This window comes from Duganella sp. Dugasp78, assembly GCF_059491455.1.
Genome location: NZ_CP168506.1, coordinates 3,518,942 through 3,543,726 on the forward strand (window position 1 = coordinate 3,518,942; position 24,785 = coordinate 3,543,726).

At 67.0% G+C, this 24,785-nt stretch carries 17 protein-coding genes; 5 read left to right on the forward strand and 12 right to left on the reverse strand.

The annotated features are described in order from the left end of the window. Window positions 1-8: 8 nt before the first annotated feature. The 5 genes from ACEN9O_RS15600 to flgL are packed head-to-tail and all read left to right on the forward strand — an operon-like array spanning window position 9 to window position 6,106. Entirely contained in the window at window positions 9-668 is a 660-nt protein-coding gene (locus ACEN9O_RS15600; RefSeq protein ID WP_495612794.1) for a flagellar basal body L-ring protein FlgH, read from the forward strand. Continuing rightward, window positions 668-1,840 carry a flagellar basal body P-ring protein FlgI gene (locus ACEN9O_RS15605; protein WP_495612795.1) on the forward strand — a complete coding sequence of 391 codons (1,173 nt, stop codon included), beginning with the start codon at window positions 668-670 and terminating at the stop codon, window positions 1,838-1,840. Before ACEN9O_RS15600 ends, ACEN9O_RS15605 begins: the two co-directional genes overlap by 1 nt. A gap of 12 nt (window positions 1,841-1,852) precedes the next feature. Further along, entirely contained in the window at window positions 1,853-2,827 is a 975-nt protein-coding gene (gene flgJ / locus ACEN9O_RS15610) for a flagellar assembly peptidoglycan hydrolase FlgJ (protein WP_495612796.1), read from the forward strand. Between the two features lie 52 nt (window positions 2,828-2,879). Further along, window positions 2,880-4,838: a flagellar hook-associated protein FlgK gene (gene flgK / locus ACEN9O_RS15615; RefSeq protein ID WP_495612797.1), complete on the forward strand. Its 1,959-nt coding sequence runs from the start codon at window positions 2,880-2,882 to the stop codon at window positions 4,836-4,838. 5 nt (window positions 4,839-4,843) lie between these two features. Further along, window positions 4,844-6,106 carry a flagellar hook-associated protein FlgL gene (flgL, locus tag ACEN9O_RS15620; protein ID WP_495612798.1) on the forward strand — a complete coding sequence of 421 codons (1,263 nt, stop codon included), beginning with the start codon at window positions 4,844-4,846 and terminating at the stop codon, window positions 6,104-6,106. A 23-nt stretch (window positions 6,107-6,129) separates the two neighbouring features. On the opposite strand, the gene ACEN9O_RS15625 is transcribed toward flgL, so the two are convergent. The 12 genes from ACEN9O_RS15625 to fliI all read right to left on the reverse strand — a co-directional run bounded on the left by ACEN9O_RS15625 (window position 6,130) and on the right by fliI (window position 24,784). Then, window positions 6,130-7,140 (reverse strand): IS110 family RNA-guided transposase, encoded by a 1,011-nt coding sequence (locus ACEN9O_RS15625; RefSeq protein ID WP_495612799.1) that lies wholly within the window; start codon window positions 7,138-7,140, stop codon window positions 6,130-6,132. Between the two features lie 277 nt (window positions 7,141-7,417). Beyond that, complete coding sequence (locus ACEN9O_RS15630; RefSeq protein ID WP_495612800.1) at window positions 7,418-16,210, reverse strand: SPM autocatalytic domain-containing protein; 8,793 nt, start codon at window positions 16,208-16,210, stop codon at window positions 7,418-7,420. 85 nt (window positions 16,211-16,295) lie between these two features. Then, window positions 16,296-17,138, reverse strand: coding sequence for a flagellar biosynthetic protein FliR (gene fliR / locus ACEN9O_RS15635; RefSeq protein WP_495612801.1), 843 nt, complete (start codon window positions 17,136-17,138; stop codon window positions 16,296-16,298). A 96-nt stretch (window positions 17,139-17,234) separates the two neighbouring features. Further along, window positions 17,235-17,504, reverse strand: coding sequence for a flagellar biosynthesis protein FliQ (fliQ, locus tag ACEN9O_RS15640; protein WP_116990396.1), 270 nt, complete (start codon window positions 17,502-17,504; stop codon window positions 17,235-17,237). Window positions 17,505-17,513: 9 nt separating this feature from the next. Continuing rightward, a complete protein-coding gene (gene fliP / locus ACEN9O_RS15645) occupies window positions 17,514-18,290 on the reverse strand; it encodes a flagellar type III secretion system pore protein FliP (protein ID WP_495612802.1) in 777 nt (258 codons plus the stop codon). Beyond that, the gene (fliO, locus tag ACEN9O_RS15650) at window positions 18,280-18,957 is read right to left on the reverse strand and encodes a flagellar biosynthetic protein FliO (protein WP_495612803.1); all 678 of its coding nucleotides are present in this window, start codon (window positions 18,955-18,957) and stop codon (window positions 18,280-18,282) included. Before fliO ends, fliP begins: the two co-directional genes overlap by 11 nt. Next, complete coding sequence (fliN, locus tag ACEN9O_RS15655) at window positions 18,954-19,382, reverse strand: flagellar motor switch protein FliN (RefSeq protein ID WP_495612804.1); 429 nt, start codon at window positions 19,380-19,382, stop codon at window positions 18,954-18,956. The genes fliO and fliN overlap by 4 nt, the downstream gene beginning before the upstream one ends. A 44-nt stretch (window positions 19,383-19,426) precedes the next feature. Further along, window positions 19,427-20,407 (reverse strand): flagellar motor switch protein FliM, encoded by a 981-nt coding sequence (fliM, locus tag ACEN9O_RS15660; RefSeq protein ID WP_008451348.1) that lies wholly within the window; start codon window positions 20,405-20,407, stop codon window positions 19,427-19,429. 10 nt (window positions 20,408-20,417) lie between these two features. Continuing rightward, a complete protein-coding gene (gene fliL / locus ACEN9O_RS15665) occupies window positions 20,418-20,942 on the reverse strand; it encodes a flagellar basal body-associated protein FliL (RefSeq protein WP_495612805.1) in 525 nt (174 codons plus the stop codon). Window positions 20,943-21,146: 204 nt separating this feature from the next. Next, the gene (locus ACEN9O_RS15670; protein WP_495612806.1) at window positions 21,147-22,856 is read right to left on the reverse strand and encodes a flagellar hook-length control protein FliK; all 1,710 of its coding nucleotides are present in this window, start codon (window positions 22,854-22,856) and stop codon (window positions 21,147-21,149) included. A gap of 35 nt (window positions 22,857-22,891) precedes the next feature. Continuing rightward, window positions 22,892-23,332, reverse strand: coding sequence for a flagellar export protein FliJ (gene fliJ / locus ACEN9O_RS15675; RefSeq protein WP_495612807.1), 441 nt, complete (start codon window positions 23,330-23,332; stop codon window positions 22,892-22,894). 36 nt (window positions 23,333-23,368) lie between these two features. After that, window positions 23,369-24,784: a flagellar protein export ATPase FliI gene (gene fliI / locus ACEN9O_RS15680; RefSeq protein WP_495612808.1), complete on the reverse strand. Its 1,416-nt coding sequence runs from the start codon at window positions 24,782-24,784 to the stop codon at window positions 23,369-23,371. Window position 24,785 lies beyond the last annotated feature (1 nt).

The window sequence follows — 24,785 nt, forward strand, 5'->3', positions numbered from 1 at the left end:
AGCTGAGCATGAAATACGCCATCATCATCATCGTTGCGGCAGCAGGCGCCCTGAGCGGCTGCATGACCACGCCGACCTCCATCGTGCAGATGCCGATGTCGGCCCGTCCGCTGACCAGCGCCCAGCTGCAGGCGGCGCCGACCAGCGGCGCGATCTACCAGAGCGCCGCCTTCCGTCCGATCTTCGAGGACCGCCGCGCGCGCCAGGTGGGCGACGTGCTGACCCTGGTCATCACCGAGAAAACCTCGGCCGTGAAAGCCGGCGCCAGTTCGGGCAACAAGTCCGGCAGCGTCAGCGCCAGCGTGCCCGGCCCGCTGCAAGCGACCTTCGGCGGCACGCTGGGCGTCAACAGCGCCAGCAAGTTCGCCGACGGCGACAACCAGTCGGCCAGCAACACCTTCACCGGCACCATGGGCGTGACCGTGGTCGAGGTGCTGTCCAACGGTAACCTGATCGTGGCCGGCGAGAAGCAGGTGGCGATGAACAAGGGCGTGGAGTTCATCCGCTTCTCCGGCATGATCAACCCCGACAATATCGCCACCGGCAACACCGTGCAGTCGACCGCCGTGGCCGACGCCAAGGTCGAGTACCGCACCAATAGCCAGATCGACCGCGCCGAGATGACCTCGATGGCCTCGCGCTTCTTCCAAAGCCTGTTACCTTTCTGATGGCGATCATGGACAGCACTCAACACATCTACGAAGCCGTGCGCCGCGCGGCCGGCCTGTGCAAGCTGGCGGCCATGGTGCTGCTGCTGGTGGCGGCCTCGCTACTGGTGCAGCCGGCCCACGCCGAGCGCCTGCGCGACCTGGTCAGCATCGCCGGCGTGCGGCAGAACCAGCTGATCGGCTACGGCCTGGTGGTCGGCCTCGACGGCAGCGGCGACCAGACCACGCAGACCCCGTTCACCGTGCAGAGCGTGGTCTCGATGCTGCAGCAGCTGGGCGTGAACCTGCCGCAGGGCACCTCGCTGCAATTGAAGAACGTCGCCGCCGTAATGGTGACGGCCTCGCTGCCGCCGTTCGCGCAGCCGGGCCAGACGCTCGACATCACGGTCTCGTCGATGGGCAACGCCAAGAGCCTGCGCGGCGGCACGCTGCTGATGACGCCGCTCAAGGGCGCCGACGGCCAGGTCTACGGCATGGCCCAGGGCAATGTGCTGGTGGGCGGCGTCGGCGTCGCGGCCGGCGGCGCGGGCGGCAGCTCGCTGACCGTCAACCACCTCAGCGTGGGCAAGATTTCCGGCGGCGCCACGGTCGAGCGCGCGGTGGCCTCCAGCCTGGGCGAGGGCAACTTCATCAAGCTGGAATTGAACACCGCCGACTTCGCCACCGCCAGCCGCGTGGTGGAGGCGATCAACGACAAATACGGTTCCGGCATCGCCTATGCGCTGGACAGCCGCGTGATCCGCGTGCAGTCGCCCAGCAGCAGCGACCAGCGCGTGAGCTTCATCGGCACCCTGCAGGACATGCAGGTCAACCCGGCCGAGCAGCCGGCCAAGGTGATCATGAACGCCCGCACCGGCTCGGTGGTGATGAACCGCGCCGTCACGCTCGACACCTGCGCCATCTCGCACGGCAACCTGTCGATCTCGGTGACCGCCGATCCGCAGGTCAGCCAGCCGAACCCGCTGTCGGGCGGGCGCACCGTGGTCGCGCCCAACCAGCAGGTGGGCATCAAGGCCGACAGCGGCAAGGTGATGATGGTCAAGGGCGGCGCCTCGCTGGCCGAGGTGGTCAAGGCACTCAACGCCATCGGCGCCACGCCGCAGGATCTGCTGGCCATTTTGCAGGCGATGAAAGCGGCCGGTTCGCTGCGCGCCGAACTGGAAATCATCTAAGCGGGGCGCATCATGACCAGTCCAAACACCTCCAACGACCTCAGCAGCAAGTTCGCCCTTGACGTCAAAGACATGGGCAGCCTGCGCCAGTCGGCCAAGGCCGGCAGCCCGGAGGCGTTGAAGACGGCCGCCACGCAGTTCGAAGCCATGTTCGTCAACATGATGATGAAGAGCATGCGCGAGGCGACGCCGCAGGATGGCATGATGGACAGCCAGCAGACCAAGATGTTCACCACCATGCTGGACCAGCAGACCAGCCAGAACATCGCCAAGAAGGGCATCGGCCTGTCGGACATGCTGATACGCCAGCTGTCCAAGACCGCCGACAAGCAGGCGCTGGCGATCGGCAACGAGGCCGGCGACAGCAGCAGCGGCGCCAACGGCGGCAGCTTCGGCGGCCTGTCGAGCCTGATGGACGCCAAACTGCAGCGCGCCATCGCGGCGGCCGGCGGTCCCGGCGCGGCGGGCTCGGTGGACGACAACAGCGCGGTGCCGGCCACGAACATTGGCAACAAGGGCAGCCAGGCGCCGCACGTGCGCAGCTTCCAGCAAAAGCTCAGCGCCGACGCCGAGGAGGCCAGCCGCGCCACCGGCATCCCGGCCAAGTTCATGCTGGGCCAGGCGGCGCTGGAGAGCGGCTGGGGCAAGCGCGAGATCAAAGGCCGCGACGGCAGCAACAGCCACAACCTGTTCGGCATCAAGGCCGGCGGCGACTGGAAGGGCAAGGTGGTCGAGGCCACCACCACCGAATACGTCAACGGCAAGGCGCACACCAGGGTCGAGCGCTTCCGTGCCTACGACAGCTACAGCGACAGCTTCAAGGATTACGCCAGGCTGTTGGCCAGCAATCCGCGCTACGAAAAAGTGCTGGCCAGCGCGGGCGACGCCAGCAGCTTCGCGCACGGCCTGCAGAAGGCCGGCTATGCCACCGACCCGAATTACGCGAACAAGCTCACCAGCATCATCAAGCGCTCGCTGGCGGGCTAGTCAAGTTTGGCGACGGCCTGCCGTTACCCCCTACAGATAGAGTCAAAACATCATGTCCAGTCTTCTCAGCATCGGTCAAAGCGGTTTGTTGGCGGCCCAGGTAGGTCTGTCGACCACCGGCAACAACATCTCCAACGCCGGCGTGGTGGGCTACAGCCGCCAGGCCGCCATCCAGTCCGACACCGCGACCCTGGACCAGGGCTTCGGCTTCGTCGGCACCGGCACCGAGGTGACGGCCGTGCGCCGCTACTACGACAATTTCCTCGCGGTGCAGCTGCGCAACGCCGAGTCCAACCAGGCCTCGCTGGACGCCTACACCAAGCAGATCAGCCAGATCGACAACCTGCTGGCCGATCCCACCGCCGGCCTGTCGCCGGCCCTGCAGGACTTCTTCAACGGTGTGCAGGACGCCACCTCGAATCCCGCCTCGGCCGCGTCGCGCCAGGCGATGCTGTCGACCGCGTCGTCGCTGGCCTCGCGCTTCCAGGGCCTGAGCGCGCGGCTGTCGGAGATCGCCACCGGCGTCAACGGCCAGATCACCTCCAACGTCGGCGAAATCAATTCCTACGCCACCCAGATCGCCGCGCTGAACAAGACCATCGCCGGCCTGACCACGGACGGCAAGGCGCCCAACGACATGCTGGACCACCGCGACCAGATGTTGACCGAGCTGAACAAGCTGATCAAGACCACCGTCATCGCCGGCGACAACAACACCTTGACGGTCGAGTTCGGCACGGGCCAGCCGCTGGTGGTGGGCGGCACCGCCTTCCAGCTGGCCACCTCCAACTCGCCCACCGACGCCAGCCGCGTGACGGTCGGCTACCAAAGCGACACCGGGGTCTTCAACGCGCTGCCGGAGAGCGTGCTGAGCGGCGGCCAGCTGGGCGGCCTGGTGTCGTTCCGCAACGGCGCCATGGACCGCGCGCAAAACTCGCTGGGCCAGGTGGCGGCCGGGCTGGCGGTCAGCTTCAACGCCCAGCACGTGCTGGGCCAGGACCAGAACGGCGCGCTTGGCACGGCGTTCTTCAATCCGATCAACGCCTATGTCGGCGTCAACAGCCATAACTCGCCGGTCAGCACGGCCGACGTCAGCGCCGTCGTCACCGACGCCAGCAAGCTCACCGCCAGCGACTACAGCGTCGACTACGACGGCACCAACTTCAACGTCACCCGCCTGAGCGACGGCCAGATCACGCAGATCAACCCGTTCCCGCAGGCGGTGCCGCAAACCATCGACGGCGTCGACTACACCATCACCGGCGCGCCGGTGGCCAAGGATAACTTCCTGGTGCGGCCGACCTACAACGCGGCCGACCAGTTCAGCGTCGCCATCACCGACCGCACCAAGATCGCGCTGGCGGCGCCGATCGCCACGGCCGCGCCGACCACCAACGCCGGCAACGCCAAGATCACCGCCGGCACCGTGGACATCAACTACCTGACGCCGGGCAACGCGCTGGCCGCGCCGGTCACGCTGAGCTACGACAAGGCCAGCGGCTCGCTGTCGGGCTTCCCGCCGGCGCAGGACGTGACGGTGACGGTCAACGGCGTCGCCACCGTGTATCCGGCCGGCACGCCGACGGTGCCGTACACCGACGGCGCGGCGATCAGCTTCGGCGGCATCAACTTCAACATCAGCGGCACGCCGGCCGACCTCGACACCTTCACCGTCGGCCCCAACGTCAGCGGCGTCGGCGACAGCCGCAACGGCGCGCTGCTGGCCGGCCTGCAGACCAAGAACATCCTGGACAACGGCAACGCCACCTACCAGACCACCTACGCGCAGATGGTCAACTTTGTCGGCAACAAGGCGCGCGAGGCGCAGATCAGCGGCTCGGCCGCCGACGCCGCCGTGGCCCAGGCCACCGCCCAGCAGCAGAGCGTCTCCGGTGTGAACCTGGATGAGGAGGCGGCAAATCTGTTACGCTATCAGCAGGCCTACCAGGCCAGCGGCAAGGTCATGCAAGTGGCCAGCACCCTGTTTGATGTATTGCTCAACCTTAGGTAATTATCATGTCCATGCGCATCAGTTCCAAGACGATCTACGACGTCGGCGTAGGGCAGATCAGCTCCCTGCAGACCGCGCTCGCCCGCACCCAGCAGCAGCTCTCGACCGGCCGCAAGAACCTCAGCGCCGCCGACGATCCGATCGCCACCGCGCGCGCGCTGGAGGTGACGCAATCGCAATCGATCAACACCCAGCTGGTGACCAACCGTTCCAACGCCAAGGGCACGCTGTCGCAGGAGACGGTGGCGCTGGCCAGTTCGACCTCGATCCTGCAGGACATCAAGACGCTGGCGGTCAACGCCGGCGACGGCAGCATGACGCAGAAGGACCGCGAGTCGCTGGCGACCGAGCTGGAGGGCCGGCTGGCCGACCTGCTGGGCCAGGCCAACACCGCCGACGGCACCGGCGGCTATGTGTTCTCGGGCTACAAGTCGACCACCCTGCCGTTCACCCAGACCGCCACCGGCGCCGCCTACCAGGGCGACCAGGGCCAGCGCGAATTGCAGGTGGGCTCGACCCGCAAGCTGCCGATCAGCGATTCCGGCTCGTCGGTGTTTGAAAACAACGCGACCGGCAACGGCACCTTTGTCACCGCCGCCGATCCGGCCAACTTCACGCGCGGCGGCTCGGGCATCATCAGCGCCGGCTCGGTCAAGGATGCGACCCAGCTGACCGGCCACAAATACCAGGTCGATTTCCAGGTGGTGCCGGCCACGCCGGGCATCCCCAAGGTCACCACCTACACCGTCACCGACCTGACGCTGAACCAGCCGGTGCCGCCGGCGCCGGTGCCGGCCGTGCCGCAGCCCTATGTCAGCGGCCAGAACATCACCTTCGACGGCGTGCAGTTCGACGTCAAGGGCGATCCCGCCGACCTCGACAACTTCACCGTGCAGCCCAGCACCAAGCAATCGATCTTCACCACCGTGACCGACCTGATCTCGGCGCTGCGCTCATCGGGCGACGGCCCGGCGGGGCAGGCCAGCCTGAACAACAAGCTCAACCAGGCCCATGTGAATATCGACAACGCCACCGACAACATCCTGTCGATCCAGGCGGAAGTGGGTTCGCGCCTGAAGGAGCTGGACTACCTGGACAGCTCGGGCGACGACTTGAACCTGCAGTACGCGACCACGCTGTCGAACCTGCAGGACGTCGACACGGTGAAGGCGATTTCGCTGTTCACCCAGCAGCAGACCACGCTGGACGCGGCGCAGAAATCGTTCAAGAGCCTGTCCGGGCTGTCGCTGTTCAATTACATCACCTGACGCCGGCGCAAAAAAAACGGGGGTCAGATACCGTCTTGAATGGCAAGCCCTTTCGATAAGTAATTAGGATCGAAAGGCTTGTCATTGCGTATCACCCCATAAATCAAGTGAGCCAGCTTGTGCATGACTGCCCCGATCACGGCTTTCTTTGCCATTCCGGTCGCGGCAAGCCGTTCGGCGAATTGCCGCAGGATGGGGTTATGTCGGCGCGCCACCAAGCTCGGCATGTACAGGGCAGCGCGCATTGAGGTGCTGCCGGTTCGACTGATCGTCGTTCGTGCCCTCAGCGAGCTTCCAGAGCTGCGTTGTTTGGGCGTTACCCCAAGAAAGGCAGCGAAGGTTTTCGCGCTGTCAAAGCGGCGAATATCCCCCAAATGCCCCAGTATTTTTGCCACGGTCGTCGTTCCGACGCCAGGTATGGTGGCGAGCAGATCGGCATCGTGCTTGAGGCCAGGATGGCGATCTATGTGATCGTCGATGTCGCCTTCGAGCTTCTCTATTTCTACGCTGAGCCAAGCGACATGCTGTCGCACATGCTGCGCGACGTCCTCCATCCCGCTGATGATCAATGCCTCCAACCGATTTTCTTCCTGCTGGCGAATGTCCTTCAAGGCTTGGACGCGCAGCGACCAAGCCCGCAACTGGCGCTGCTCCAGCGGCGGCGGACTCCAGGGCGCGGGCTTCATCGCGACGCAGTAGCGTGCAATCAGCCCGGCGTCGATCGTATCGTTCTTGTTGCGAATATTTTCGCTGTGGCCGAAGCCCTTGATGCAGACTGGATTGACCACGCTCACCACCAGCCCGGCCTGGTGGAGCGCCAATGCCAACGGCTCGGAATAGACCCCGGTCGCCTCCATGCAAGCATGCATTGCCGACAGGGGAACTTTGGATTTGGTGAGCCAGTCGACCATTGCCCGATGGCCTTCGGCGGAATTTTCCAGCACTTTGGTCTTGGTTTTTCCGTTGACCAGCAGTGCAATATCTAACTTCTTCTTGCTGACATCAATACCTACCGCTGCGCATATCGTATCCATTTTTGACCTTCCTCGTATGCGGGCTTACGCGCTGGCGCGATGGCCCCAGATACCGTTCGGACTTATCAAATGAAACAGGCAGAGGCACCTATCTGACCCACGTGCTCCACGGCACTAAGTCTGATCAGCGTCACTCCGCCTGGCCGCACCTACCTCCTTATTATCCGATGGAGATGCGGTATGCTCAATATACGAAGTCTGACATTCGGACACGAGCTCTGCCGTAACATTGCTTACGGCAGAGCTCGTGTCCGAATGTCAGACTTGACCCCCGCAGTTATTTTGCCGCCAGCATGCCGGCAGCGGTGGCTTGCTTGCGGAACCAGTCCTGCTCGCCCGCCGTGGCGCTGCCGCTCAGGCCGGCGGTGGCGTCGTAGCGCTGCATCTGCTCGGCCAGCGCGGCAACATTGCCGGCCAGGCCGGGCGCCGTCGCCGGCGTCAGCTGGCCGCTGGCGCTGCCCTGCGCGGCGCCGGCCTGCTGGCCGTAGCTGTTGATGGCCTGCGTCAGCGCGCTGGTTTGCGCGGCCCGGCTGGCCAGGAACCAGACGTCGGCCATCTGGCCCGCCGTGCCGTCGGTGCTGGTGTAGCTGGAGCGCAGACCGATCCAGTTGTTGTTGTCGAGCTCGCTCACCTTGGTGGCGCTCACCGTCAGGCTGGCGATGCCCAGCGCCGCCAGCGTCTTTAGCTCGCCGTCCTGGCTGACGCCGTCCGCGTTGGCGTCGACCCACACGCGCAGGTCGCCGAACTGGCCATCCCTGGCATCGACCACGCCGTCGTGGTTGCTGTCCATGTCGGCCAGCGCGGCGAAGCCGTCCTTGGCCTTGCCGCCGCCGCTGCCGTTGGTGGCGGTGCCGAACAGCTCGCTGCCGTCGTTGATCCGGCCGTCGTGGTTGCGGTCCAGCGCGAGCAGGCCGTCGCCCTGGCCGACCCAGCCGGTGTTGAGCCGCTCGCCGTCGGCGTACAGGTCGAACTTGACGCCGGCGTCCATGCCCAGCGTGCGGATGCCGTTGCCGTCCAGGTCGAGGATCAGCGGACTGCCCAGCGGCAGCACCGCCAGCTGGTCGGCCGTCAGCGCCGCGTGCTGGTCGACGGTCAGCGCGCACACCTGGGCCGCGGCCATCACCGAGATTTCAGTCACGGTCAGGGCGCCGATCTGCTCCAGCGTCAGCGCCTTGATCTGGGTGGCCTTGAGCGAACGCATCTGCGCGGTGGTGAAGGCGGCCACCTGGCCGGCGCTGAAGTTGGCGATGGTGGTGGCCGACAGGTTGGACAGCTGCGCGGTCTTCAGCGCCACGATGTCGTTGCCGTCGAAGGAGTGGACCTGGTCGGCGCTGAGCGTGTTCAGCGCGGCCACCGACAGCGCCGCCACCAGCGACGGATCGAGCGAGGAGATCTGCGCCGTGGTCAGGCCCAGCGACTGGGTGGCGCCGAACGCGGCGATCTGGCTGGTGCGCAGGCTGTTGACCATGTCGATCGACAGGCCGCTGATCTGGTCGGAGGTGAAGCCGGCGATCTGGGTCGGCGTGAACGGGCTCAGCGAACTGAGCGCGGTCAGCTGGGCGGTGGTCAGGCCGCGGATCTGCGTCACCGCCAGCGAGGCCAGCGAGCGGGTCGACAGCGCGGCGAACTGGGCGCCGGTGAGCGCGCCGAGCTGGTTGGTCCTGAGGGTGGCCAGCTGCGCCGAGCTCAGCGAGGAGACCGCGTCGATGTTCAGCGCGACGATCTGGTCGGTGCTGAGGATGGACAGGTTCAGGCCGCGCGCCTGCTGGGTGCTCAGCGCGCCCAGCTGGTCGGTCGACAGCAGCGCCATCTGCCTGGCCGACAGCGCGGCGATCTGCGCCGAGCGCAGCGTGGCGAAGTGGTCGACGTCGATGCTGCCCAGCTGGTCGGTGGTGAGCGCCGCCACCTGGCCGGCGTTGAGCACGCCCAGGGTGCTGAGCGAGTTGAGCTGCTGGGTGCTCAGGGCCGCGATGTCGACCGCGCTCAGCGTGGCGATCTGCCGCGTCGCCAGGCTGCCGACCTGGGCCAGCGTCAGCGACGAGAACTGGGCCTTGGTCAGCGCGTTCAGCTGCGCGCTGCTGAGGGCGGCGATGTCCTCCCCCTCGATGGCCGGGATCTGGTCGGTGCTCAGGCCGGCCAGCGCGGCCACGCTCAGCGCGCGCACCTGGCTGGTGGTCAGGCCGACCAGCTGCTCGCTGGTGATGGCCTGCAGCTGGGTCTTGGTCAGCGCGGCGATCTGCGCGGTGCGCAGCGTCAGCATATGGTCGGCGTTGAGCGAGACCAGCTGGTCGCTGGTCAGCGCGCCGACCTGCAGGGTGGTCAGGCCGGACAGCGTGGCCAGGGCGTTGAGCTGGTCGGTGGTCAGGGCCTTGGCCTGGGCGGCGGTCAGCGCGGCCACCTCGGCCGTGGTGAGGATGCCGAACTGGTCGACGCTGAGCAGCGAAATCTGCAGCGTGCTCAGCGAGGCGATCTGGTTGGTCTTCAGGCCGGACAGGTCTTCCGCTTCCATGGCGGCGAGCTGGTCGCTGTACAGGCCGCGCAGCGCCGAGGTGCTCAGCGCGCGCCACTGGGGCAGCGACAGCTGGACGATCTGGTGGGTGGTGAAGGCGCCGACCTGGACGCTGCCGAGCGCCGCCAGCTGGCCGGTGCTCAGCGCGTCCAGCTGGGCGTCGCTGAGCGCCTGGATGCGGTCGGTGGACAGGGTCGCGACCTGGCTGGTGTTGAGCGAGCCCACGCCGCCGAGCAGGATGAACTGGTCCGGCGTCAGGACGCTCAGCTGGGTGGTGCTCAGGGCGGCGATCTGCGCGGTGCTCAGGCTGGTCAGCTGGGTGCTGGTCATGCTGACCAGCTCGTCGGAGGTCAGGGCGCGCATCTGCTGGCTGCGCAACACGGCCAGGTCGGCCAGCTCGATCGCGACGAACTGGTCGGTGCTGAGGGCGGCGATCGCCTTGGTCGACAGCGCGCGGAACTGCGCCTCCGTCAGGTTGACGATCTGGTCGGTGGTGAGCGCGTGCACCTGGTTGGCCGTCAGGGCGGCGATGGCGCCGCTGGCCAGGACGGCGATCTGGCTGGTGGTGATGGCGGCGATCTGGTCGGTGGTGAGCGCCACCAGCTGCGTCGAGCGCAGGGCGGCCAGGTCGGCCAGCTCGATCGCGGCCACCTGGTCCGAGCTCAGCGCGGCCAGGCTGCGCGGGTTCAGGGCCAGCATGTCGGCGCTGGTCAGCGCGACGATCTGGTCGGTGGTCAGGTTGACGACCTGGGTATTGCTCAGCGCGGCGATCTGGCCGGTGCGCAGCGCGGCGATCTGCGACGGCAGCAGGGCGCTCAGCTGGTCGGAGGTCAGGGCGCGGATCTGCGCCGTGGTCAGGCCGCCGATATTGTTCACGCTGACCAGCTGGTCCGTGCTCAGCAGCGCTACCTGGCTGGCCTTCAGCACCGCCAGTTCGCGCGTGGTCAGCGCGCCGATCTGGTCGCTGGTCAGCGCCAGCAGCTGGTCGCTGGTCAGCGCCTGCAGCTGGGCCGACTTCAGCAAGGTGAGGTCGGCCGGCTCGAGGGCGGCGATCTGGTCGGTGCTCATGCCGGCCAGCGCGGCCAGGCTGATGGCGGCCACCTGGGCGCCGTTGAGCTCGATGAGCTGGTCGCTGTTCAGCACCGACACCTGCAGCGAGGACAGGGCGCCGATCTGGCGCGTGCTCAGCAGGTCGATGTCCTGCAGCGACAGGTTGGCGATGCGGGTGGTCGACATGGCGGCGATCTGCAGCGTCGAATAGTCGGCCAGGTTGCCCAGCGCGCCGGCCTGGGCGTTGCTCAGCACCGACAGCTGGGTCTGGGTGAAGGCAGCGATGGCGGCCTGGCTGAGCGCGTGCAGCTGGTCGGTCAGCAGGGCCTGCATCTGGTCGGTGGTCAGCGCGCGCAGCTGGGTGGAGCTCAGGGCGGCGAAGTCCTGCGCCTCGATGGCTTCGATCTGGTCGGTGTTGAAGGCGGCCAGCAGGGCGGTGTTGAGCGCGCGGATCTGGCCGGTCGAGAGGGCGATGATCTGGTCGCTGTTGAGGCCGTCCACCTGGCGGCTGCTGAGCGCGGCCAGTTGCCTGGTGCTCAGCGTGGCGAAGCGCTGCGCGGTCAGCGTGCCCAGCTGGTCGGTGTTGAGGGCGCCCACCTGCAAGGTGGTCAGCGCGGCCAGGCTGGCGAGCGCGGCGATCTGGTCGCTGTTCAGGTAGCTCAGCTGGCGGGTGGTCAGGGCCGCGATTTCACGGCTGACCAGGGTGCCGTACTGGGGCAGCGTCAGCGCGCCCAGCTGGTCGCTGGTGAGCGCCATCATCTGCAGGGTGTTCAGCACGGCCAGGTCGGCGTCGCTCAATGCCTGGATCTGGTCGGTGGTCAGCGCGGCAATGACGGCGGTCGACAGCGAGCGCACCTGGCCGGTGGTGAGCGCCGGGATCTGGTCGGTGGTCAGGTAGCGGATCTGGGTGGAGCTGAACGAGGCGATCTGGGCCGTCTTGAGCGCCGCCAGCTGGGCCGGCGTCAGCGCGATGATCTGGTCGCTCGACAGGCCGCTGATCTGGCGCGTGCCGAGGCCGGCCAGGCTGCCCAGGGCGGCGAACTGGTCGGTGGTGAGCACGCCCAGCTGGCGGGTGGTCAGCGCGGCGATTTCCTGCGAGGTGAAGGCGCCCAGCTGGGCCAGCGTCAGCGCGGCGATCTGGCTGGTGGACAGCGCGGCGATCTGGCTGGTGCGCAGCGCGGCGATGTCGGCCAGCTCGATGACGACGATCTGGTCGGTGGTCAGCGCGTTCAGGCTGGCCGAGCCCAGGCTGCGGAACTGTTTGGTGTCCAGCGCAACGATCTGGTCGGTGGTGAGCGCTTGCAGCTGGGCGCTGGCCAGCGCGTTGAGCTGGCGCGTGCTCAGGGTGGCGATCTGGCCCAGGCCCAGGCTGGCCAACTGGGCGCTGTTGAGCGCCAGCAGCTGGTTGGTGGTCAGCGGCGCCAGCGAGGCCAGGTTGTCGATCTGGGTCAGCAGCAGGCTGCCGATCTGGGCGGTGGTCAGGCTGGCCAGGGTGCGGGTGCTGAGCGCGGCGAACTGGACGGAGGTGAGCGCCGCCAGCTGGTCGCTTGACAGGGCGGTGATCTGGCCGGTGCCCAGCGCGGCCACGTCCGCCACCTCGATCGCGGCGATCTGGTCGGTCGACAGCGCGGCCAGGGTGGCGGCGTTCAGGCTGCGCACCTGGGCCGTGCTCAGCGCGACGATCTGGTCGGTGGTGAGCGCGCCTACTTGCAGGCTGGTCAGGCCGGCGATCTGGCTGGTTTTCAGCGTGGCGATCTTGGCCAGCGCCAGGCTGGCGATCTGCAGCGTGGTGAGGGCGGCGATCTGCCGGCTGGTCAAGGGCGCCAGCGTGGCGAAGCTGGCCACCTGGTCGGTCGACAGGGCGGCGATCTGCTGGGTGGTCAGGCTGGCGATGTCGGGCGTGCTCAGCGCGCCGAACTGGCCCGGTGTCAGCTCGCTCAGCTGGTCGGTGGTGAGCGCGCTGACCTGGCGGGTCGACAGCGCCTGCAGGTCGGCCAGCGTGATGACCGGCACCTGGTCGGAAGTGAGCGCGGCGATCTGGTCGCTGCCGAGCGCGCGGAACTGGGCGGTGCTCAGCGCGACGATTTCATCGGAGCTCAGCGCCACGATCTGGTCGGTGGTCAGCGAGGCGATCTGGCGCGTGGTCAGGCCGGCCAGGATGGCCAGCGGCAGCGAGGCGATCTGGGCGGTCGTGAGGGCGGCGATGGCCGCGGTGGAGAAGCTGGCCAGCGAACTGAGCGCGCCCAGCTGGTCGCTGGTCAGCGCCGCTTTCTGATCGGAGCTGAGGGCGGCGATTTCCTGCGTGGTCAGGCCGGTGATCTGGGCGGTGCGCAGCGAGACGATCTGGTCGGTGGTGAGGTTGACCAGCTGCCGGGTGCTCAGCGAGGCCAGCTCGGCGTTGGTGAGCGCGGCGATCTGGCCGGTGGTCAGCGCCGCCATGTCGCCGTCGGCGATGCCGCGCAGCTGGGCCGCCTGCATGCCGGCGATCTGGTTGGTGGTCAGCGACACCAGCTGATCGGTGCTGAGCGCGTGGATCTGTTTGGAACCGAGCGCGCGCAGGTCGGCCAGGTTCAGCGTCGACAACTGGTCGGTGCTGAAGCCGGCCAGCTGCTTGCTGGTCAGCGCGCTGAGCGTGGACAGGGCGTCGATCTGGTCGCTGCTCAGGCCGGCGATCTGGGTCAGCGTCAGGGCGGCGATTTCGCTGGTGGTCAGCGTCCGCAATTGTTGCGTGCTCAAGGCCGCCAGCTGGTCGGTGGTCAGCGCCGCCACCTGGCGCGTGCTCAGCGAGACCAGGTCGCCGTTGCGCAGCGCGGCGATGCGGTCCGTGCCGAGCGCGGCGATGGCGTCGGTGCTGAGCGCGCGCACCTGCGCGGTCGACATCGCCACCACCTGGTCGCTGGTGATGGCGCCGGCCTGGGCGATATTGAAGGCGGCCAGCTGGTTGGTCAGCAGGGTCGCGAAGTCGGTGGTGGACATCTGCGCGATCTGGTCGGTGGTCAGGCCGACGATTTGCCGGCTCGCCAGCGCGCCCAGCGTCGACAGCGCGACGATCTGTTCGCTGCTCAGCACCGACAGCTGGTCGGAGGTCAGCGCGCGGATCTCGCCGGTGGTGAACGCGGCCAGCTGGGCGGTGGTCAGCGCCACCACCTGGGTGGTGCTCAGCTGGGCGATCTGGGCGGTGCGCAGCGCGCGGATGTCGCGCGTCTCGATGGCGGCAATGGCGGCGGTCGACAGCACGGCCATGGCGCTGGTGCTCAGCGCCACCAGCTGGGCCGAGTTGAGCGCGATGATCTGGTCGCTGGTGAGCGCCTGCAGCTGGTCGCTGGTGAAGCCGGTGAACTGGCGCGTGGTCAGGCTGGACAGGTCGGCGGTCGTGATGGTGCCGATCTGGTCGGTGGTCAGCGCGCGGATCTGGCGCGTGGTCAGCGCCGTCAGGAAGCGCAGCGCGTCGATCTGATCGCTGTTGAGCGCCTGCACCTGGTCGGTGGTCAGCGCCGCGGTTTCGGCCGAGTTCAGCGCGAATATCTGGTCGGTGCTCAACACCCCGATCTGGGCGGTGCCCAGCTTGTTGATCTGCTCCGTGTTGAGGCCGGCGATATCGCGGGTCTCGATGGCCATGACCTGGTCGCTGGTGAGGGCGGCGATGGCGGCCGAGCTCAGGCCGCGGAACTGGGCGGCGCTCAGCGCGACGATCTGGTCGGTGGTCAGGGACTGGATCTGGTCGGAGTTCAGCGCCCGCAGCTGGCCGGTGGCCAGCGTTGCCAGGTTGTGCGTGGACAGGGAGCTCAGCTGCACGGTGGTGAAGGAGCTGATCTGGCGGCTCGCCAGGCCCGCCAGGGTCGACAGCGCGTTCAGCTGGTCGGTGGTCAGCACGCTGATCTGGTCGGTGCTGAGGGCGGCGATGGCGCTGCTGGTGAGCGCGGCGAACTGGTTGGACAGCAGCACCACCAGCTGGTCGGTCGACAGGCGGGCGATCTGCACCGAGCGCAGCGCGGCGATGTCGCGCGTCTCGATCTGGCCGATCTGGGTGCTGGTGAGCAGGTTGAGCATATTGCTGCTCAGGGTGCTGTACTGGGCCGCCGTCATCTCGATGATCTGGTCGCTGCTCAGGGCCTGCACCTGGTCGACGGTCAGCGCCGCCAGCTGCACGCTGCTGAGGTTGACGATGGACCTGCTTTGCAGCGCGATCACCTGGTCGGTGGTCAGCGCCTGGATTTGCACCGTCCTCAGCGGCACGACGGTCTTCAGCACGCCGATCTGGTCGGTGGTCAGCGCGGCCAGCTGCTCGGGCAGCAGGGCGGCTTCGTCGGCGGTGCTCAGCGCGACGATCTGGTCGGTGCTCAGCGCGACGATCTGGTCGGTGCTGAGCGCGCGGATCTGGCCGGTGGTGAGCGCGGCGAAGTCGCGCGTCTCAAGCGCCAGCACCTGGTCGGTGGTGAGCGCGCTGATCGCGTCGGTGGTCAGCGCGGCCACCTGGGCGGTCGACAGCGCGATGATCTGGTCGCTGTTGAGCGATTGCAGCTGGCCGGCGGCCAGCGCCGCCAGCTGGGCGCTGCTGAGGGCGGCGACGGTGCGGGTGGTCAGCGAGGTCAGCTGGTCGGTGGTGAGCGCGCCGATCTGGGCGGAATTGAGCGCCGCCAGCGAACTCAGCGCGTTGATCTGGTCAGTGCTCAGCAGCGGCAGCTGGTCGGTGGTCAGCGCCGCGATTTCGTTGCTGCGCAGCGCCTGCATCTGGGCGCTGCTCAGGGCGCTCAGTTGCGACGCGCTGAGCGCGCCGATCTGGCTGCTGTTGAGCCACACCAGGTCGCGGGTTTCCAGCGCGGCGATCTGGTCGCTGCTGAGGTTGATCAGCGAGGCGGTCGACAGCATGCTCAGCTGCAGCGAGCCCAGGCCGACGATCTGGTCGGTGGTGATGGCGGCCAGCTGGTCCACGGTCAGGGCGTTGAGCTGGCTGGTGGTCAGCTGCGCCATCAGGGCGGTGGACAGCAGCTGGATCTGGTCGGTGGCCAGGGCTTGCACGGCGCCGGTGCTCAGGGCGCGCAATTGCTGGCCGGCCAGCGAGCCGAGCTGGTCGCTGCTCAGGCTGACGACCTGGTCGGAACCGAGCGTGCTCAGCTGGACGGTGGACAGCGCGTGCAGGTCGGCCGTTTCCAGCGCTGCGATCTGGTCCGAGTTCAGCATGTTGAGCTGGACGCTGGTGAGCGCCTGCATTTCGTGGCTGCTGAGGGCGACCAGCTGGTCGGTGCTGAGCGAGCTGATCAGATCGGTGTTGAGCGCGGCCACCTGCAGCTGGGTCAGCTGCGGCACATTGGCGGTGCTCAGGCCGGGCAGGGCGTCGGTGGTCAGGTAGTTCAGCTGCAGCGTGGTGATGGCGCGCACCTGGGACGAACTCATCACGCCGAGCTGGTCGGAGTTGAGCGCCTGCATGTCTTCGGTCGTGAACAGGCCGATCTGCGCAACCGTGAGGCTGACGATCTGGTCGGTTGTGAAACTGGTAACGATCGAAGTCATTGCATTATTCTCCCGGGGAGCTCCCATGATACGCCAGTAATTGCCTCATGGAAACCAAAAATCGCTGGCCGGCTATTGAATTTCGCTATGGCCGCGGCCCCGGAGGCCGAACCGGCAAGCTTGCCGGTTTGACCGCGTCGGGGCGTTGCGACCAGGTGCGCGGCATCAGCCGCGCGCGTTCAACGCCGTCCAAAAACAGGTTTTGCACGGGCGTCGCCAAGTACGGGAGTGTCATGGCGATGACCAGCAAACCTACACCTAAAGTAATCGGAAACCCGATGCCAAACAAATTCAGCTGCGGCGCCGCGCGTGTCAGGATGCCCAGCGCAACGTTGGTAATCAGTAAAGCCGCGACGATGGGCAGCGACAGCTGCACACCGGTGCTGAAAATCTTGCCGCCCCAGTCGGCCAGCTGCTTGAAGCCGCCGCCGTACACCGGCGAGGCCGACACCGGCAGCGTGTAAAAACTCTCCACCAGCACCGACAGCAGCACCAGGTGGGCGTTCACCGCCAAAAACGTCATGGTCGCCACCAGCGCCAGGAACTGGCTGATCGCCGACGAGCGGCCCTGGGTGTTGGGGTCGAAAAACGTCGCGAACCCCAGGCCCATGGTCAAACTGGAGATTTCCCCCGCCATCTCCACCGCGGCAAACACCACGCGGATGCTGAACCCCATCGCCAGCCCGATCAGCATTTCCTGCGCCAGGATCAGCAGCCCGGCCAGCGACATCGGATCGCTGCCCGGCAGCAGCGGCACGGCCGGCGCCACGATCATCGCCAGCAGCACGCCCAGGCCGATCTTGACCGGGGCCGGCACGCTGGCATTGCCGAACAGCGGAGACGCCGCCAGCAGCCCGAGGATGCGCGTGAGCGGCCACAGCAAACCGGCGATCCACAGATTGATATCGGCAGTGGAGAACGAAATCATGAGGCGTTTTCCCTATTTATTTCCACCGAGCATCAGCCTTCTTATTTTAAGTCAACTTCTTATTGAATCGTAAATTATTACATCTTGGCAAAATATCTAGCCGACCAGGCCGGGGATGCCGCCGAACACTTCGCGCATGTAGTCGAGCATGACCGCCAGCATCCACGGCCCGGCCACCACCAGCGCGACGAAGATGCCGACCAGCTTGGGGATGAAGGACAGCGTCGCCTCGTTGATCTGGGTGGCGGCCTGGAAGATGCTGACCACCAGGCCGATGATCAGCGCCACCAGCAGCATGGGGGCGGCGATCATCAGCGTCACCTCCATGGCGTGGCGGCCCATCGTCATCACGCTTTCGGGTGTCATGGCGGTCTCCTAGTAAAAACTCTGCGCCAGCGAACCGAGCAGCAGTTGCCAGCCGTCCACCAGCACGAACAGCATCAGCTTGAACGGCAGCGAGATCACGGCCGGCGACATCATCATCATTCCCATCGACATCAGTACAGAGGCGACCACCATGTCGATAATCAGAAATGGAATAAAGATGGCGAAGCCGATCTGGAACGCGGTTTTCAGCTCGCTGGTGACGAAGGCCGGCACCAGGATGCGCAGCGGCACGTCTTCCGGCCCTTGCAGCGCGGGGCTGCGCGACAATTTCACGAACAAGGCCAGGTCGGCCTGCCGGGTTTGCTTCATCATGAAAGTTTTTAATGGTGCCGCGCCCTTGTCCATGGCGACGCTCATATTGATCTTGTTTTCCTGCAGCGGCAGGTAGGCCTCGGTGTAGATCTTGTCGAAGGTGGGGCCCATGACGAACAGGGTCAGGAACAGCGCCAGCCCGACCATCACCTGGTTGGGCGGCGCCGACTGCGTGCCCAGCGCCTGGCGCAGCAGCGACAGCACGATGATGATGCGGGTGAAGCTGGTCATCAACAGCAGCGCCGCCGGGATGAAGGTCAGCGCCGTCATCAGCAGCATGGTCTGGATCGGCAGCGTGTAGCTGGTGCCGCCGCCCGGCGCCGGGGTGGCGTTGAAGGCCGGGATGCCGATGCTCGAATCGGCGCCGGCCGCCAATGGCCAGGCCAGCGCGGCCAGCATCAACAGGGGTTGGACGGCCTTAGCCAGGGTGATGCCGGCCCGCTTATTTGCCATTGCGCTTGTCTATCGTTTGTTTGAACCATTCGGCGAAGTTGGCGGTCGGCAGCGGGGCCGTGGTGGCCGCTTCGCTGCTTTCCTGGCGCGGCATGGTGGCCAGCGCGTTCATGCGGCCCGGCGAGGCGCCGACCACGATCCATTGTTCGCCCACTTCCACCACCAGGATGCGCTCGCGCGCGCCGACGCTGAGCGCGCCGACCAGCTTGACGTTGCTGTTGCCGCCGCCGAAGTTCTTGGGGCCGTAGCGCTTCAGGAACCAGGCCGCGCCGATCAGCAGGGCCAGCACGAACATCAGCGCGAAGGTGGTTTGCAGCAAGCCGCCGCCGGCCGGCGAGGCCGATGGCTGCGGGGTGGGGATGGTCATCGCCAGCGGGCCGGCGGGGGCGTTCGGCGTGCTCGCCGTGGCTGGCGCCGCCGCGGGCGCATCGACCGGCGCGCCGGCAGCCGGGGATGCCGCCGCAGGCGAGGTCGTGGCGGCGGGTGCCGTGGCAGGTGCGGTGGCGGCGGTGGACGCTTCGGCGGCCGGCGGCGCGGCCACGGCCGGTGCGCTGGCGCTGGCCGCATGCTGGCCGCCGATGGTGCCCGAAACGCTGCGCTGGGCCATTGCAGGCGCGGCGGCCAGGGCCGCCGCGAGGATCAGGGTTGAGGTCAGTCCGTGCTTCATTTATTCAGTTTTCGGATACGTTCGGATGGCGTGATGATGTCGGTCAGGCGGATACCGAACTTGTCGTTCACCACCACCACCTCGCCCTGGGCGATCAGGCAGCCGTTGACCAGCACGTCCATCGGCTCGCCGGCCAGGCCGTCCAGCTCGACCACCGAGCCCTGCGCCAGTTGCAGCAGGTTCTTGATGGCGATCTTGGTGCGGCCCAGTTCGACCGTCAGCTGCACCGGGATATCGAGGATGAAGTCGATATCGTTATGGGTTTCGGTCTTGCTCGGCGTGCTGGAAAAGTCCGTGAACACGGCGGCGCTGGCCGCCTGGGCGGCCTGCTGCTTTTCCAGCGCGGCCGCTTCCGCCTGGGCCTGCTCGGCGATGGCCGCGCCCCATGGGTCGTCGTCCATCGTATCGTCTTGATTATCCGACATGCTTCTCTCCTGTATTGCGGTCACCGGCGGCGGTTGCGCCGGCCTTATTTGATGTTATCGGCATTGGCGAGCAGTTTCTCCACCTTGAGCGCGTATTGTCCGTTCATCACGCCGTAGCTGCAATCCATGACCGGCACGCCGTCGACGGTGGCCGACAGCAGTTCCGGGATGGTCAGCGGGATGATGTCGCCCACGCGCATATTGAGGATCTCGTCGAAATTGACCTTGGCCGTGCCCAGCGAGGCGACGATCTCCACCTCGGCGATCTGGATCTGCTGCGTCATCAGGCGGATCCAGCGCTTGTCCACTTCCAGCGCCTCGCCCTGCAGGCTGGAGGTCAGCGAATCGCGGATCGGCTCGATCATCGAGTACGGCATGCAGAAGTGGATCTGGCCCGACACCGAGCCCAGCTCCACCGTGAAGGTGGACGCCACCACCACCTCGTTCGGCGTGGCGATGTTGGCGAACTGGGTATTCATTTCCGAGCGGATGTACTCGAACTCGACCGGATAGACCGGCTCCCACGACTTGGTGTAGGCCTCGAACACGATGTCCAGGATGCGCAGGATGATGCGCTGCTCGGTCTGGGTGAAGTCGCGGCCCTCGACGCGGGTGTGGAAGCGGCCGTCGCCGCCGAACAGGTTGTCCACCAGCAGGAACACCAAGCCCGGGTCGAACACCATCAGCGCGGTGCCGCGCAGCGGCTTCATGTGCACCAGGTTGAGGTTGGTCGGCACCACCAGGTTGCGGATGAACTCGGAATACTTGGAGACCCGCACCGAGCCGACCGACACCTCGGCGCTGCGGCGCAGGAAGTTGAACAGGCCCACCCGCAGCAGACGGGCGAAGCGCTCGTTGATAATCTCCAGTGTCGGCATGCGGCCACGGACGATACGTTCCTGGGTGGCCAGGTTATACGTTCGTACTCCCGCGACATCTTCCTGCGCCTGGACGTCGTCCTGGTCGCCGTTGACGCCCTTCAGAAGGGCATCGACTTCTTCCTGGGAGAGAAAATTATCAGCCATGACGATCTACTTACTGAATGATAAACGAGGTAAACAGCACATCTTCGATTTCCTGCGGCGAACCGCGGTCTTCGAAGGGTTCCTTGAGCTGGGCAATGATTTCCTTGGCCAGCTGGACCTTGCCTTCCGGCGTATTGATGTCCATGGCGCGCTTGCTCGACAGCAGCAACAGCATGCGGCTGCGCACCTTGGCCATATTGCTCTTGACGTTTTCCTTCTCTTCCAGCCCGCCCACTTCCAGCGTGAAGGCGATCTGCAGGTACTGGTCGGCGCCGTTGTCGCCCGGCTGCAGGTTGACCGTGAACGGCTCCACCGGCACGTATTCCGGCGGACCCGCCTTGGCCTTCTTGGCGTTCTTGTGCTTGTTCTTGGAGGGCGCCTCTTCCTCGGCCGCGTCGCCCTTGCCATGCAGGAAGAACCAGGCCGCACCACCGCCGGCCGCGCCCAATACCAGGACCACCGCCAGGATGATGATGATCAGTTTTTTGCTGCCGCCGCCGCTAGGCGCTGCTTCAACTTTCTGATCGGCTTTCATTTTTGGGTTCGCTTTCAAAATTGCCCTTGCGTGGTGCGGAAGTGGATCATGACGCCATTATGTCATTATCGGTTGGGACTGCGGCATAGCATACGTCGAAAAGAAGGGCGATCCGGGCGCTGCTTGAAGTTTCCGTATCGAAATAAACAACAAAACCGGGAGGCAGGGTGGCCGGTCCCGGTTGTCGTTGGGGCCGCAGCGGGATCAGGCGAAAGTGTCGACCGCGCCGGCCGGCGCGCGGCGCACCGGCGGGGCGCTGCGCGGCGCCTCGATCGTGGCGCCGCTGTCGCCGCCGAAGCTGGCGCCGGAACGGTTGCCGCCGCCCTGGCCGCCGCTCTGCGCGGAGCTGGCCTGCTGGTTAAAACCGTTGTTCTGGTCGGACATGCCGGCCGAGACGGTGGCGTTGCCCAGCTGGATGCCGGCCTCGCTCATCATTTCGCGCAGCTTGGGCATGGCCGCTTCCAGCGCCTGGCGCACTTCCGGCTGGGCCGAGCTGAAGGCGGCGGTGGCCTGGTCCTTGTTCACGCTCAGCACCACCTGCAGCGGGCCGAGGTCGGGCGGATTCAATTCCATGGTGGCGCTTTGCTCGCCGCCGGCCGCCATGAAGATGATCTTCTGCCCCAGTTGCTGATCCCAGGCCTGGGTGCCGACACGGCTGCTGAGCTTGTCCGTCGGCACGGCGGTGATGGCGGTCTTGGCCGCTTCCAGCGCCGATTGCGCGCTCGGTGCGATGGTGATGGCCGGCGCGGCTTCCTTCAGCACCGGCGCCGCTTCGGTTGGCTGGGTGGTCTTGCCGTTGAAGACGGGTTGCAGCGGATCGGCCTGGCGCGGCGTGGCGCGGGCCACGTGGTCCTGGTTTTCCATGCCGGGGCCGGCCTTGATCGGCGCGGCCGGTTCGGCCGGCGCGGCCGGCGCGGCGTCGGTGGTGTCGGTCTGGGTATCGATGACCGGGCCGTCGGGGATGGCGCTGACCGGTTTGCTGTCGGCCGTTACCGGCTTGGCCGCAGCGGCGCTGACGGCCACGGCCGTGGCGGCGGTTGTGGTGCTGGCGGCGGTGGCGGCCTTGGCGGCTGCCGCGGCTGCTGCGGCCGCGTCGGCGGCGGTTTGAACGGTCGAGCCGGCTTTCGTCAGGGCTGCCTTGAAATCGGCCGCGGCATTGGCGTCGGCGCCGCTCTGGGCGGTTTTCAGCGTGTCGGGGGCCAGCGGGTCGGCGTCCGGCGTGGCGGCGATGGGCAGGGCGGTGGTCGGCTTGGCGTCCACTGCGGTGCTTGCCTCGTCGGTGGCGGCGCCGGCTGCTGCGGAGGTCGCGGCGGCGGCTGCAGCTGCGGCCTGGGCTGCCAGGTCGGCGGCGCTCACGGCGCCGGTGGCGGCGGTGGCGCTGGCTGCCGAGGTATCGGCCGCGCTGGCGACCGGCGCGGCCACCGGCGTTGCCGGCTGGTTGAAGGCTGCGACCAGGGCCAGCATGTCCGCGACCGGATCGGCCTGGGCGGCGGCCTGGGCATCGTTGGCGGCGCTGTCTGCGGCAGTCTCGTCGGCGCTGGCGTCGCTGTCCTTGGCGGCGCTCTTGGCCGGCACCGGGGCGGCCGGTGCGGCCTGGGTGTCGTTCCTGGCGACGGCCTGGTTGTTGTCGGCCGCGTCGGCTTGCTGGTTTTGCGGCGAGGCGGGTTTGGCCTGCTCCGCCTGCTTGGGCGCGGACGAGCGCGAAGCGGCGGGACGCTCAGGCGCCTTGGCGCCGATAGCGGCGTTGTTGGTGGCGTTGCCGCCGCCGGCGTTGGCCTGGCGCTGGTCCATCTCGCGCGACAGGGCGCGCTGGAAGGCATTGTCGGCGCCGCCGGCATTCAGATTCAGGTTCACCTTGGGCGCCGCCACTGCATTGGCGTTCAGAGTAGGAATTTGGAGATTCTGGGTTTGCATGATCGCGCCGTGTTGGTTGGTTGCGTCTAAAGAGGTCAGCGTTTGTAGTAGGCCTGCCGTGCTGCGTGTTCGTCCATCTGCTTCTGGTCGCGCTTGTTTTCCAGCTTGAGCGCCTCGGCCGCCGCCCGGTCGTTCAGGGTGGAGTAGGACATGCGCTTGCGTTCGCTGGCCTGCCAGGCGGCCTTTTCCTGCTCGCCGCGGTATTCCGCGTGCTTGATCATGTCCAGCTGGCCCTTGACCGCCACGTCCAGCTTTTCCATGAAGGCCTGGAAATTGCGGTAAGCCATGGGCGTGATGCCGGCCGCCTGCGACGCTTCGAAGCGTTTCGCATACTCTTCGCGATAGCCGACCAGCATCTGGTGCTTTTGCCTGGCCTCGTCGACCGCCTTGAGCGCGGCGCCCAGCCGCTTGGCGGCGTCGTCGGATTCCCGTCGCGCCAGGTCCATCAGTGTTTCAAGTTGCGCTTTGGAAGCCATGATGCGTCAATTATAGGTCGCTGTTGTGAGCGGCAATCAGTCGAATAGAGAGGTAAGTTGGGCCAAGCTCTCGCCCATGGTCACCCGTTCGGTGATTTGCTGCTGGAGGAAATTCTCTATCCGGTCATGCAACTGGATGGCCTGGTCGAGCACCGGATCGCTGCCCGGCGCATAGGCGCCGACGCTGATCAGGTCGCGGCTGCGCTCGTAGCGCGAGAACAGCTGCTTCAGGTGGCGCGAGCGGGTCTGGTGCTCGGGCGAGGTGATCGAGTGCATGGCCCGGCTGATCGACTGTTCGATGTCGATGGCGGGGTAGTGGCCGGCCTCGGCCAGGCGGCGGTTGAGCACGATGTGGCCGTCGAGGATGGCGCGCGCGGAGTCGGCGATCGGGTCCTGCTGGTCGTCGCCTTCGGTCAGCACGGTGTAGAAGGCGGTGATCGAGCCGCCGCCCATCTCGCCATTGCCGGCGCGTTCCACCAGGATAGGCAGCTTGGCGAACACCGACGGCGGATAGCCCTTGGTGGCCGGCGGTTCGCCGATGGCCAGCGCGATCTCGCGCTGCGCCATGGCGTAGCGGGTCAGCGAATCCATGATCAGCAGCACGTTCTGGCCCTGGTCGCGGAAGTGCTCGGCGATTGCGGTGGCGTAGGCCGCGCCCTGCAGGCGCATCAGCGGCGGCGTGTCGGCCGGGGCCGCCACGACGACGGAGCGCGCCAGGCCTTCCTCGCCCAGGATCTGCTCGATGAATTCCTTGACCTCGCGGCCGCGTTCGCCGATCAGGCCGACCACGATGACGTCGGCCTCGGTGTAGCGCGCCATCATGCCCAGCAGGACCGACTTGCCGACGCCCGAGCCCGCGAACAGGCCCATGCGCTGGCCGCGGCCGACGGTCAGCATGGCGTTGATCGAGCGCACGCCGACGTCCAGCGTTTCGGTGATCGGCGCGCGGCCCAGCGGGTTGGCGGGGCGGGTGTTGATCGGCGCGCTGTCGGTGGCATGCAGCGGGCCGAGGTTGTCCAGCGGGCGGCCGGCGCCGTCCAGCACGCGGCCCAGCAGTTCGGGGCCGACCGGCAGGTGGCGCGCGCGGTCGCTGGGGCGGCGGCGCGGGTGGTTGACGGTGCCGGGCCGGGGGATGGCCGGCTCGACCGGGAACACGCGGGTGCCGGGCACCACGCCTTCGACATCGCTTTGCGGCATCAGGAACAGCTTGTCGCCTTCGAAGCCGACCACTTCGGCCTCGATCTTGCCGCCGGACGGCAGCGGCACGGTGCAGGCGGCGCCCACGGCCAGCCGCAGGCCGACCGCTTCCATCACCAGGCCGGCCACGCGGGTGACGCGGCCCGACACCTGCATCGGCTCGACGAAGCCGACCAGCGCGCCGCAGTCGTGCAGATAGGATTTCCAGCGGCCGGCGTGCGGGCTGGCGGGGACGGAGGGAGCGGCGGCATCCATG